We start from the raw sequence: 12992 nt of genomic DNA, 5'->3' as shown, positions 1-12992 counted from the left end.
CGTCGGCGCCAAACCCCGGACAGGCTTCTCTGCCGCCCGCCAAAGAATCGGCGGAGCTGGACTGGGATGATGTGCAGCCTGTCGATATTATCGGGCTGGAGGTGGGCTACCGCCTGATCCCATTGGTGGATCGGGGGCAGGGCGGCGAGCTGCTCGGTCGGATCAAGGGGGTGCGTCGCAAACTCTCCCAGGAAATGGGTTTTCTGATTCCCTCGGTACACATTCGGGACAACCTGGATCTGCTGCCGAACAAATACCGGATCAGCCTGATGGGCGTTTCTCTGGCCGAAGCCGAGGTCTATCCGGATCGGGAAATGGCGATCAACCCCGGTCAGGTTTTTGGCGAGCTCGACGGCACCAAAACCAAGGATCCGGCTTTTGGGCTGGACGCCGTCTGGATTGATGCCAGTCAGAAAGAGAAGGCCCAGACCCTGGGGTACACCGTCGTGGATGCCAGTACCGTCGTCGCCACCCACCTGAATCAGATTCTGCAGAAACATACCTGGGAGCTACTCGGTCATGAAGATGTGCAAAAGCTGCTGGATATGCTGGCGAAAAACTCGCCCAAGCTGGTTGAGGAATTGGTCCCCAACACCATCAGCCTGAATGTGCTGCTCAAGGTGCTACAGAACCTGCTGCGCGAGCGGGTGCCGATCCGGGATATGCGCTCGATTGCCGAAGCATTGGCGGCCAATGGCAGCAAGAGTCAAGATCCCGCCGCTTTGACCAATGTCGCCCGGGTCGCACTCTCGCGCCAGATCGTCCAGAACATCGTGGGTTCAGAGCCGGAGCTGCCGGTTATCACCCTGGAGCCAGAGTTGGAACAGTTGTTGCTAAACACCCTTCAGCAGGCACAAAAATCTGGCGCGGACGACAGTGCCTTTATTGAGCCGAGCCTGGCGGAGCGACTGCAGCGCTCGCTCATGGAGGTGGCTCAGAAGCAGGAAGTGGCCGGTAAACCGCTGATCCTGCTGGTCGCCGCGCCGCTGCGCAATATGCTGGCCCGGTTCGCGCGCAACAGCGTGCCGGATATGAACGTTCTGGCCTACACCGAAGTGCCGGAAAACAAGCAGATTTCCATTGATGCCACGGTGGGCGCCGGTCAGACCAACAACCGGTAACCCGGACAAGACTCAGGGCCCTGATGATTCTGGCCCGAGTCCAACAACTAACAGGCCCGTTTTTTGACGAGGAGTACAACGATGCAGGTCAAACGATTTCTCGCGGCGGATATGCGACGCGCCCTGGAAATGGTTCGTCAGGAGTTGGGTCCCGATGCGGTCATCCTCTCCAGCAACCGCACGAAAGACGGGGTGGAGCTGTTGACCACTCAGGCCTCGGTGTCCCTCCCGGAGGCGGCCGAGAGGTCTGTGCCGGCTGCAAATGCCGAATCAGGCGAGCCACTCTCGACCGGACCCGCGTCGGAAACCGGGCAGCAGCGGGCCGATGCGATCGAGCGTGCCCGCCAGCGGCAACTGGCTCAGCGCGAGCTGGATGCTTCGGCGCGCGAGTTTCTTCAACCGAATCAGCGCGTCAATGCGGGTATTCGGGTGGAGCGCTCTCTGCTTGAATCCGCCGGGACTGACCGGGACCCGGTCAGCGTGAGCAAGCCTGAACGGAATACGTCTCGGGCGGCCGGCTTTGTCAGTGCCGCCGAGCGTTACCCGCTGCGGGACGATGAGCCGCCCGCGGGTCCGGTGAGTACGGCGGGCACGGAAACCACCGATCCGCGGTTGGATAGCCTGCAGGCGGAATTGGCTGAAATGCGCTATCTGCTCGAAGAGCAGCTCTCACAGATGCTCGGCCCGAAGCCGGCGGCTCGCGCACCGGGCCTGGCGAGCATTGGCCGGCGCCTGGAGCGGATGGGGTTGTCCCCGGAGGCCGCGGAAGCCATTCTCAACGACACCCCGGCCGGTCAGCCACTCGCGCAAGCCTGGACGGGTGCGCTGGCGCAGCTGGCGCGCAAGTTGCCGGCTGACGGCGCCGACCCGGTCTCCCGGGGTGGCGTCTACGCACTGGTCGGCCCCACCGGGGCCGGCAAAACCACCACCATCGGCAAGCTCGCGGCCCGCTATGTCATGGAACACGGTGCCCGGGATGTGGCCCTGGTGACCCTGGATACCCACCGGATCGGCGGCCATGATCAGCTTCGCTCCCTGGCGCGTATCCTCGGTGTGACTCTGCGGGTGGTAGACGATCAGTCCAGCCTGGAGTCGGTGCTCTACAGTCTGCGCCGTCACGCACTGGTGCTGATTGATACCGCGGGATTCCGCCAGGGCGATCCCCGGCTGACCGAGCAGCTCGACACACTCCGTCGCCTGCCTCAGGTCAAACCACTGATGGTGCTGCCCAGCACCAGTCAGGCGGCGATGTTAAAGGCCTCAGTGCACGCCTACGGCGGTCAGGGTCTGACCGGCTGCATTCTCAGTAAGCTCGATGAGAGCGCGAGTCTGGGTGAGGCACTGGGTGTAGTCATGCAGGCCGGGGTGCCAATCGTCTATACTACCGACGGTCAGGATATTCCCCGGGATATTCAGGTGGCTCGCCCGCACCAGTTGGTGACCCGAGCGGCCAGCCTGGTTGGTCGGCGCGATGACGCCGCGCGCCGCCCCCAGGGTGCCACGGCCACCGTCGCCCGCCGGGCCCTATAATCGACCTTGTTAGGGTCAGTCGAAGAACGTGAGGAGTAGAACGGCAGATGAGTCAAATGCGTCCGGTTCAAGTCATAGCAGTGTCCGGCGGCAAGGGCGGTGTGGGAAAGAGTAATATTTCCGTCAACCTGAGTATCGCTTTGGCCGAACTTCGCCGCCGTGTGGTGCTGCTGGATGCGGACCTGGGCCTCGCGAATGTCGATGTGCTGCTCGGTCTCAAGGCCAAACATACCCTGTCCGATGTGCTCAACGGCGAAATGGGGCTTCGGGATGTGCTGGTTAACGGCCCCTCCGGTCTGAAAATTGTCCCCGCCGCCTCGGGCGTCCAGCGCATGACCATGCTCGGGCCCCGTGAGCATGCGGGCCTGATCAATGCCTTCAGTGAGCTGAGTGATCAGGTGGATATTCTCGTGGTGGATACCGCCGCCGGTATCTCCGATACCGTGGTGAGCTTCGTTCGGGCCGCCAATGAAGTACTGGTGGTGGTGTGCGACGAGCCGTCGTCCATTACCGATGCCTACGCCCTGATCAAGGTGCTCAACCGGGATCACGGTCTGCAACGTTTCCGAGTAGTGGCGAATATGACCCGCACCACCCGCGAAGGGCAGATGATGTTCAACAAGCTGAACAGCGTGTGCGAGCGGTTTCTGGATGTCACCCTTCAGTATGTGGGCCATGTTCCCTTTGACGAAAATGTGCGCAAAGCCGTACAGAAACAAAAGTCACTGCTGGAGTTCGCCCCTCAGAGCAAGGCGGCGCAAGCGATTCGTACGCTCGCCAAAGAAGTGGATCAGTGGCCTCTGCCCAGCGCGCCCACGGGGCGGCTGGAATTTTTTGTCGAGCGTCTGCTCCAGGTCGCCAACAGTCGCTAGATGGTGTGAGGTAGCTGACAATGGCCGCAGCCGATGGATTAGCCATGTACGATAAAACCCGACAACTTGGCAACCAGATACGGGTGGAGGACTATGCGTCCCTGGTAAAGCGCATTGCCCATCACATGATGTTGCGCATGCCTGCCTGTGTGCAGGTTGACGACCTGATCCAGGCCGGCATGATCGGCCTGATTGAAGCCTCTCAGAAGTATGATGCTTCCAAGGGGGCCAGCTTTGAAACCTACGCCGGTATCCGCATTCGCGGTGCCATCGTGGACGAAATGCGCCGGGGCGACTGGGCGCCGCGCTCGGTGCACCGGAACGCCCGGCGGATTAGCGAGGCTATTGGTACTGTGGAAGGGCGTACTGGTCGGGATGCCCAGGATGCCGAAGTGGCCGACGAGCTGGGTATTGAGCTGGATGAGTATTTCGATATGCTGCGGGATGCCAGTGCCAGCCGGTTGTTCAGCTACGAAGAGACCTTCGGCGATGACGACACCAGTCAGCATATGGCGGGCCCAGGCTCCGAGCACGCCAGCCCCCTGGACGGAATTCAGCGCACGGCGCTAAAGCAATCCCTTGCGCAGGCGATAACCCAACTACCGGAGCGGGAAAAGCTGGTGTTGGCGCTCTATTACGATGAAGAGCTTAACCTGAAGGAGATCGGGCAGGTCCTCGGGGTCAGCGAATCCCGGGTCAGCCAGATCCACAGCCAGGCCGCCCTGCGCCTGAGAACCCGGCTGGCCGACTGGCAGGGTAATGATTGACGCGCCAGAGGTTTGTGGGTACTTTGCCGGGCACGGCCTTGCTAGAATACCAATTTCACCGGTGTGGTGGGCGCCCTGTGGCGCTACTTCCCATTCTTGAAACCAGACTCCCGCCAGAGTAGACGGAGGTTGCATTGGATAAAAACATGAAGATCCTGATTGTCGACGATTTCTCGACAATGCGACGGATTATTAAGAACCTGCTCAGAGACCTGGGGTTCAGCAATACCCACGAGGCTGACGACGGGGTAACCGCCTTGCCGATGCTGCGCAGCGGCGACTTTGACTTCCTGGTGACCGATTGGAACATGCCCGGTATGACCGGCATCGATCTGCTGCGCGCGGTGCGCGAGGACGAGAAGCTGCATGCATTGCCGGTTCTGATGGTGACCGCTGAAGCCAAGCGCGATCAGATTATTGAAGCCGCTCAGGCCGGTGTGAACGGGTACGTGGTCAAACCGTTTACCGCTGCGGCGCTCAAGGAAAAGATCGAGAAAATTTTTGAACGCGTCGGTTAAACCGCGCGCCGTCGGTGTCTTGGGGCGCCGGCCCATAGCGACAATAAGGCTTATTCATGGCTTCAACATCCCAGTTGCATGAAAACGACGAGTTCATCTCCGAGCTGAAAGAGTGCGCCAAGCTGCTGGTCGACAAGCTTCAGGGAGACCAGTATGAAGAGGCCTCCCAGCTGATTCACGCGATCACCGAAGTGCGCGACCGGCATATTTTCCAGTCCGTCGGGCGTCTGACGCGCGGGCTGCACGATGCCATCGTCAACTTCAACGTTGATGGTGACCTCAGCTCCGAACCGCCCGATATCAAAAACTCCGAAATTCGGGACGCCTCCAACCGTCTGAACTACGTCATTGACCTGACTCAGCAGGCCGCCGAAAAAACCATGGATATGGTGGACGAGTCGGCGCCCATCGCCACCAATCTCGGGCAGGAAGCCGGCTCTCTGAAAGAGGAGTGGGCCCGGCTGAAGCGCCGCGAAATGAGTCCGGATGAGTTTCGCGAGCTGTACCACCGGATGGACGATTTTCTGGGGCAGATGGTGACCGGCACCGAGACCATCGGTCGTAACCTGCAGGAGATTGTGCTCGAACAGGGATTTCAGGACTTGACCGGTCAGGTGCTCAAGCGGGTGATCGGGCTGATCAATGATGTGGAGCAGGACCTTGTCAGCCTGGTCCGGATTGCCGCCCAGGTGGAAGATGTTACAGGTTTTGTGCCCGAGGCCGATAGTGAAGAAGCGGCAGTGAAAAAACGTGAACAGAGCTCCGGAGAGGGGCCGCAGATGAACGCCAGCGAACGGGCTGACGTGGTATCCAGTCAGGACGAAGTGGACGATTTGCTGTCGAGCCTGGGTTTCTGACCTGGGTCGGAACAGGGTTCACCCGCAGGCGCAATGCGCGCCAGGGTGGTCAGCCAGGGGCGACCACCCGATGACAATAACCGGTGAGATAGGTTTGATAGGAGCGCTGAATGGGGTTCGGTGACGACGAAGAAATTCTCCAGGACTTCCTGGTCGAAGCAGGCGAAATACTGGAGAAGCTCTCCGAGCAGCTGGTCGAGCTGGAGCAGCGCCCCGACGACGCTGATTTGCTCAACGCGATTTTCCGTGGTTTTCATACCGTCAAGGGTGGGGCTGGGTTTCTCCAGCTCGATCCCATGGTGGAGTGTTGCCATGTGACCGAGAACCTGTTCGATGTGTTGCGCAACGGCCAGCGCCAGGTGACTTCCGAGTTGATGGACGTGGTGCTGCAGTCGCTCGATACCATCAACCAGCAGTTTGCGGAAGTGTCGCAACGGGAAGACATGTCGTCGGCCGATCCTCAGTTGATCGACACCCTGCAGCGGCTGGTGAACGGCGAGCCGATTGACGGTGGCGCCGATACCACCTCAGAAAGTGATCAGAGCCACGGGTCCGGTGAGCCGGTGGGTAACGACACACCCAAAGCCCAGGGTGATATTACCGACGACGAGTTTGAGCAGCTGCTGGATGCCATTGCCGATGAGCCCGGTGCCGCGCCCGCCAAAAGCGGATCCGACTCGAAGCCGTCGCCAGAGCAGGGTGATGTCATTCAGGAAGACGAGTTTGAAGCCTTGCTGGATGAGCTGCACGGTAAAGGCAAAGGCCCGGGTGCGAGTCAGCCGGCCAAACCATCCTCCGAAGCCCCCGCTTCAGACAGCGATGAAATCGATGACGATGAATTCGAAGCGCTGTTGGATCAGTTACACGGTAAGGGCAAGGGCCCGGGGACCGGCACAACGGCAAAGTCTGCGGCGCCAGAGCCGTCTGAACCAGCCCAAGCGCCCGCAGAAAGTGGTAAATCCGCATCGGGCAATTCGTCCAACAATGATCTGATCAGTGACGATGAGTTCGAGTCGCTGCTCGATGAGCTCCATGGCAAAGGGCAGGGGCCAACCCGCAAGCAACCTGACGCCTCCGGAAAGCCGGATACCAGTGCTGCGGCAAAACCCGATAGCGCCCCGTCGGCTCCAAAAGCCGCTTCACCCGCTCCCGCCGCACCGGCCGGAGGTGGCGCGGGCGATGGCAAGAAGCCGCCGGCGTCTCGACCCTCCGGCAAGCCGGCCGATCGGGACGGTGGTCCGGCGCCGGCCGAAACTACCGTGAGGGTCGATACCCAGCGTCTCGACGAAATCATGAACATGGTGGGCGAGCTGGTATTGGTGCGCAATCGCCTGGTGCGGCTGGGTGACGATATTGAAAACGAATCCCTGGCCAAAGCGGTCTCCAATCTCGACGTGGTAACCGCCGACCTGCAGACCTCCGTGATGAAAACCCGGATGCAGCCGATCAAAAAAGTGTTCGGCCGCTTCCCTCGGGTAGTGCGGGATCTGGCGCGCAACCTGAAAAAAGAAGTGAATCTGGAGCTGGTGGGGGAGGACACCGACCTGGATAAAAACCTGGTTGAGGCGCTGTCCGATCCTCTGGTTCACCTGGTGCGCAACTCAGTGGACCACGGTATCGAATTGCCCGACCTGCGCGAGGCGAATGGAAAACCACGCACTGGTAAAGTCGTTCTGGCGGCTGAGCAGGAGGGCGATCACATCCTGCTGTCGATCACCGACGACGGCGCGGGCATGGACCCTGACAAACTGCGGGACATCGCCGTGGAGAAGGGAGTCATGGATCGGGACAGCGCCAATCGCCTCTCGGACACCGAAGCATTCAACCTCATTTTTGCCCCCGGGTTCTCTACCAAGAAAGAAATTTCCGATGTGTCCGGTCGGGGTGTGGGGATGGATGTGGTCAAGACCAAGATCACCCAGCTCAACGGCACCATCGAAATCCAGTCCACCAAGGGTGAGGGCACCCGGCTGAACATCAAAGTGCCGCTGACCCTGGCGATCATGCCGACGCTGATGGTGATGCTGGCAGAGCAGGCCTTCGCTTTACCGCTGGCCAGCGTGCAGGAAATTTTTCACATGGATATGTCCAAAACCCACACCGTGGACGGCCAGGAGTGCGTGACCATCCGCGATCGGGCCATTCCGGTTTTCTACCTGAAAGACTGGCTGATCACCGGACCGCGTAAGGCCCGGGAGCGTGAGGCACATGTGGTCATAGTTGCCATTGGTACCCGCATGGTGGGCTTTGTGGTCGATCAACTGATCGGGCAGGAAGAGGTGGTGATCAAACCCCTGGGCAAAATGCTTCAGGGCACCCCCGGAATGGCCGGTGCCACCATCACTGGCGATGGCACCATGGCATTAATCCTCGATATTCCGGGGTTGCTCAAGCGCTACGCGGGCGGCGTATAATCCCGATTGAACTCTGTGCTCCCCGACGAAGAGGAGCGGACGTACTGAACAGGCTGGAGTAAGCAATAATGCCATTGAGGGTGTTAATCGTAGATGATTCGAACTTCTTTCGTCAGCGACTGAAAGAAATGATCGATCAACACCCGGATCTCTCGGTCGTGGGAACCGCGACCAACGGCCGTGAGGCGGTGGAGCTGGCCCGCTCCCTGCGCCCGGACCTGGTCACTATGGATTTCGAAATGCCGGAGATGGACGGCATTACCGCCGTGCGCCATATCATGGCGGACCGGCCCGTCCCGATTCTGATGTTCTCGTCCCTCACCTATGAGGGCGCGCGCATTACCCTGGACGCGCTGGCGGCCGGTGCCATGGACTTTATGCCCAAGGATTTTGGGGAAGTGTCCCGCAATGCTCAGGGGCTGCGGGATAAACTGCACGAACGCCTGCTGACCCTCGGTCGGCAGGCCCGCGCCTCCGCGTCCGCCTCGCGCGAGGCAACTCGCCTGCAACCCGCCAGACCGGTGGAAAAACCCACGGAAAAACCGGTTGCCCGGGAGCCGCAGACGCCGGCGCGCCCTCGTGGTAGCTATAAGTTGTTGGTTATCGGCGCCTCGACCGGTGGGCCGGTGGCGCTCACCGATGTATTGGTCAACCTGCCCGCCACTTTCCCGCTGCCCATTGTTCTGGTGCAGCATATGCCGGAGAACTTTACCCGCGCCTTCGCCGAACGGCTGAATCGCCAATGTCAGATTCAGGTGCGCGAGGCGCAAGAAGGGGATACCTTGCAACCGGGGGTAGCGTTGCTGGCACCCGGAGGAAAGCAGATGATGCTGGATGCCCGGGGCGGGCTACGCATCGTCGAAGACGAGCGCATGACCTACAAACCCTCACTGGATATCACCTTCGGCTCGGCCGCCAAGCACTACGGGAACAAAGTGCTGGGCGTGGTCCTGACCGGGATGGGGGCTGATGGTCGGGAGGGGGCTCGCATGCTCAAAAATGCCGGCTCGAGCATCTGGTCACAGGATGAAGCCAGTTGCGTGATTTACGGTATGCCCATGGCGGTAGCCAAAGCCGGATTGTCGGATAAAGTGCTCAGCCTGAAAGACATTGGCCCCAGACTCGTGCGTGAGGTCTGCTGACATGGATATCCTCAGCATACTCGGTGTCATCATTGGCTTCGCAGCGCTGATTGGCGGCAACTTTGCTGAGGGCGGCAGCCTCTCTTCTCTACTCAATGGCCCCGCTGCCGTGATCGTGATGGGTGGCACTCTGGGGGCGGCCATGCTCCAGACCCCCAAGGTCCACCTCAAGCGTGCGCTGCAGATTTTCCCGTGGATTTTTCGGCCTCCGGTCAATGCGTTTCGCGGTGGTATTGACCAGATTGTGCGCTGGTCGATAACAGCTCGCAAACAGGGCCTGCTCGGACTGGAGGAAATCGCCGACCACGAAAAAGATCCCTTTGCGCGCAAGGGCCTGCAACTGATGGTCGATGGCAGCGAGCCGGACGTGATCCGCCGGGTCATGGAAAACGAACTGGTGCTCAGCGAGCAGCGTGATCAGGACGCCGTGCGCTTCTATGAAAGTATGGGTGGCTATTCGCCCACGATTGGCATCATCGGCGCGGTCATGGGGTTGATCCATGTGATGCGCAACCTTGCCGATCCCGAACAGCTCGGTCCGGGTATCGCCGTGGCGTTTGTGGCGACCATCTACGGGGTCGCGCTCGCCAATCTGTTTTTGTTGCCCATCGCCAACAAACTCAAGATGTGTATCAATGAGCGCTCCCATTACCGGGAACTGATGATCGAGGGCATCATTGCCATTGCTGATGGCGAGAACCCGCGCTCCATTGAAATGAAACTCAACGGCTACCTGCACAAGTAGAGGTTGCCCATGCCGCGCCGTCGCCCCACAGAACTGCACGTGAATCACGAGCGCTGGCTGGTGTCCTACGCGGATTTCATTACGCTGCTGTTTGCGTTTTTTGTGGTGATGTACTCCATCTCTCAGGTCAATGAGAGCAAATACCGGGTGCTGTCAGATACCCTGATGGAGGCCTTTGAGCCGGCCCGCGCGGTCCAGCCCATTCAGGTGGGCCAGCCTTCGCGCTCACCGTCAGCCAGTGCTATCGATATTCGGGGCGACGATCGCGGAGATACCGAACACCCAATGCTGGGCGAATCCGGGGGCCTTGCGGGCGAAGAGGGCCTGGGTGAGCTGGGAGAACTGGCGGAACGTATCAGCGAGCGTTTTTCCGATCTGATTGGCGATGACCTGCTGGAAGTGTATGCCAATGAATACTGGCTGCAGGTCGAGCTGCGAGACAGTATTCTGTTTGAGTCGGGCAGCGCCGAGCTCAGTGGCCAGGCTCGGGATATTTTCGCGGAAATGGCCCGTCTGTTGGCCGAGTATGACAACCCGATTCAGGTGGAGGGACATACGGACAACCAGCCCATCCGCAATCTTCGCTACCCCAGTAACTGGGAGTTGTCCGCCGCGCGGGCCAGTGCCATTGTCAAATTGCTGTCTGGAGCCGGTGTCTCGGCGCAGCGTTTGTCGGCCGTGGGGTACGGGGAGCACCAGCCCAGTGCGGACAACGACACACCGCAGGGGCGAGCCCAGAACCGCCGGGTTGCCTTGATGATTGCCCGCGAAGCGATGCCGCGCCCGAGTGCAGCGCTGGATGGAAACGGGGCGGAAAGCGGAATCCTGCCGCCGCGCGAGGCCGGCCCGGAGGGTGCACCTCAAGAATCCGCTCCGGAGGCCGATAGCTCTTCGGGCGACAGTGGGGAATCCGCCGCACCGGTCGAGCCGGTGCAGTTGGAGGGCGGGGGTCTGCTCTTCAGTAGTGACCCGGATTTGCCACGGCAGCGATAGCCCCAGTTTGAATGGATAGTACCCGCTCGAATGGTATGTCTGTTGCTTAATCCTGGTTCAACGTAACGTAAACCGGATTGGCCTGCGGAATTTTGGCGCTTTGCGCTGTTAACCGATCAGGCCATCGATAACGAGGATCGCATCTGTTGCGCGTCTGGAGCATTGCCAATCAGAAAGGCGGGGTCGGCAAGACCACCACCACCGTGGCCCTGGGCGGCCTTGCCGCCGAGCAGGGTCGGCGCGTATTGCTGCTGGACCTGGATCCGCACGGTTCTCTGAGCACCTATTTCCGTCAAGATCCTGACACGGCGCGCAGCAGCGTATTTACGTTGTTTGAAGAGCGCAAACAGCTGTATCCCGAGCGGGTCAAACAGCTGATCCAGAAAACCGATTTCGATAACCTGGACCTGTTGCCCTCGGCTACGGCACTGGCGACACTGGAGCGCCATGCGGTTGGACAGGAGGGTATGGGGCTGGTGCTGACCCGCGCCCTGGCTCAGGTGTATGACGACTATGATCTGGTGCTGGTGGACACCCCGCCCTTGCTCGGGGTGCTGATGATCAATGCGCTCGCCGCTGCCCACCGCCTGGTAATGCCGGTGCAGACCGAGTTTCTGGCGCTGAAAGGGTTGGAGCGGATGGTGAATACCCTGGAGATGATGAGTCGGTCTCGAAAGCGGCCGCTGGAATACCATGTGGTGCCGGTGATGTTCGATCGCCGTACTCAGGCTTCGGTCAGCAGCCTGCTGACCATCCGCAATACCTACCCGACTCAGGTCTGGCCCGGAATGATTCCGGTCGACACCAAGTTTCGGGACGCCAGTAAGGCGGGCGTGCCGCCACACCTGTTCGAGCCGGACAGTCGGGGTGTGGACGCTTATCGGTCCCTGTACAAGTGGTTGTTGAAGAAAGAGCCCTCGACGGCCAGTGTTGCCGCAGGGAGTGCGACATGAGCCGGATGTCAAAGGATCCGCAGGGGCTTTTGCAGGCCTATTTAGATGATCTGCTGACGGTGCCGGAAGAGCCTCCCTATGCCGATCCGGTGGAGGAGCAGCGCGAGCGGCTGCAGAAGTTGCTATACAGCGCTGCCACGCCCCTGAAAGCCAGCAGCACAGCCTCTGTGCAAACGCCGACCCGGCCCGCTCAATCGCACAGTATTGCGCAGCCGGTCGTGGTCGAGCCCAAACTCAAGCCCGAGGTGTCCGCGCCGACCATCGAACCTACAACCGACGCTCCAGAGGCGAGGACGACGCCAGAACCTCGGGTCAAGTTGGCCGAACCGCTGGTTCCCAAAGCTGATACTGCTGAAACGGTGCCATCCTCTGCAGCACCGGACTTGATGCCCGAGCCGGAAGTCGGACAATTCCGCTTGAAAGACGTCGAATGGCTGGCCAACGGACGTCCCGCCTGGGCTCAGGAGCGGTTCGATGTGCTGTTGTTCAAAGTGTCGGGTTTGACCCTGGCGGTGCCGCTGATCGCCCTGGGACAGATTCAGCCGCTGACCGATGAGCTGACACCGCTGTTCGGACAGGCGGACTGGTTTATGGGGCTGCTGCCGACTCCGACCGGCAAAATACGCACGGTCAACACGGCGCGGTTTGTCATGCCGGAGCGCTATGACGAGCGGTTTATTGAAACCGCCGAGTATGTGATCTCTATCGACGGAGTGCCTTGGGGGTTGGCCGTGGATTCGGTCAACCAGCCCATCAGCCTGGACCCAGAGGATGTCAAGTGGCGCACCGAACGCAGCCGGCGTCCCTGGTTGGCGGGAACGGTTAAAGAACACATGTGCGCGCTACTGGATATTCCGCGTATCGGCCAGTTGCTGATGGAGGCGGATCGCAAACGGGCCTGAGGTGTCCGTCGCGAAGTGCCGGAAACGCGCAGCGAACCGACGTGATATCAGCTATAGTGCGTTTCAATGCATAATGACGAAAAGTAAGAATGATTGAGGATTTGATGTATGGCGACTGAGACAAAAAGCAGCAGGAAGAACAAAGATGGGGATGATCAGGTTCTGCAGTGGGTGACCT

General features: G+C 60.3%; 12 protein-coding genes. All 12 read left to right on the top strand.

Annotated features, from left to right (window positions below):
- Positions 1-1121 (top strand): FHIPEP family type III secretion protein (locus tag B3187_RS04165; protein ID WP_286804709.1); only part of this gene is annotated, 1121 nt, incomplete at its 5' end.
- An 81-nt stretch (positions 1122-1202) separates the two neighbouring features.
- A complete protein-coding gene (gene flhF, locus B3187_RS04160) occupies positions 1203-2651 on the top strand; it encodes a flagellar biosynthesis protein FlhF (protein WP_286804707.1) in 1449 nt (482 codons plus the stop codon).
- Between the two features lie 47 nt (positions 2652-2698).
- Positions 2699-3523, top strand: coding sequence for a MinD/ParA family protein (locus tag B3187_RS04155; RefSeq protein WP_024459984.1), 825 nt, complete (start codon positions 2699-2701; stop codon positions 3521-3523).
- 44 nt (positions 3524-3567) lie between these two features.
- Positions 3568-4290, top strand: a complete 723-nt coding sequence (locus B3187_RS04150; protein WP_286876047.1) for an RNA polymerase sigma factor FliA — start codon at positions 3568-3570, stop codon at positions 4288-4290.
- 134 nt (positions 4291-4424) lie between these two features.
- Positions 4425-4808, top strand: a complete 384-nt coding sequence (cheY, locus tag B3187_RS04145) for a chemotaxis response regulator CheY (RefSeq protein ID WP_024459986.1) — start codon at positions 4425-4427, stop codon at positions 4806-4808.
- 56 nt (positions 4809-4864) lie between these two features.
- The gene (locus B3187_RS04140) at positions 4865-5665 is read left to right on the top strand and encodes a protein phosphatase CheZ (RefSeq protein WP_286804704.1); all 801 of its coding nucleotides are present in this window, start codon (positions 4865-4867) and stop codon (positions 5663-5665) included.
- A 110-nt stretch (positions 5666-5775) separates the two neighbouring features.
- Positions 5776-8079 (top strand): chemotaxis protein CheA, encoded by a 2304-nt coding sequence (locus B3187_RS04135; protein WP_286804703.1) that lies wholly within the window; start codon positions 5776-5778, stop codon positions 8077-8079.
- Between the two features lie 68 nt (positions 8080-8147).
- The gene (locus B3187_RS04130; protein WP_286804702.1) at positions 8148-9221 is read left to right on the top strand and encodes a protein-glutamate methylesterase/protein-glutamine glutaminase; all 1074 of its coding nucleotides are present in this window, start codon (positions 8148-8150) and stop codon (positions 9219-9221) included.
- Position 9222: 1 nt separating this feature from the next.
- Positions 9223-9966, top strand: a complete 744-nt coding sequence (locus B3187_RS04125; RefSeq protein WP_286804701.1) for a flagellar motor protein — start codon at positions 9223-9225, stop codon at positions 9964-9966.
- 9 nt (positions 9967-9975) lie between these two features.
- Positions 9976-10959 carry a flagellar motor protein MotD gene (motD, locus tag B3187_RS04120; protein ID WP_123637229.1) on the top strand — a complete coding sequence of 328 codons (984 nt, stop codon included), beginning with the start codon at positions 9976-9978 and terminating at the stop codon, positions 10957-10959.
- A gap of 146 nt (positions 10960-11105) precedes the next feature.
- Entirely contained in the window at positions 11106-11912 is an 807-nt protein-coding gene (locus B3187_RS04115; protein WP_024459992.1) for a ParA family protein, read from the top strand.
- The gene (locus tag B3187_RS04110) at positions 11909-12814 is read left to right on the top strand and encodes a chemotaxis protein CheW (protein ID WP_414673669.1); all 906 of its coding nucleotides are present in this window, start codon (positions 11909-11911) and stop codon (positions 12812-12814) included. Before B3187_RS04115 ends, B3187_RS04110 begins: the two co-directional genes overlap by 4 nt.
- Positions 12815-12992 lie beyond the last annotated feature (178 nt).

Origin of the sequence: Marinimicrobium sp. UBA4209, assembly GCF_002381585.1 — a bacterium.
GTDB lineage: Bacteria > Pseudomonadota > Gammaproteobacteria > Pseudomonadales > Cellvibrionaceae > Marinimicrobium > Marinimicrobium koreense.
This window is presented reverse-complemented; position numbering and strand designations above follow the sequence as displayed.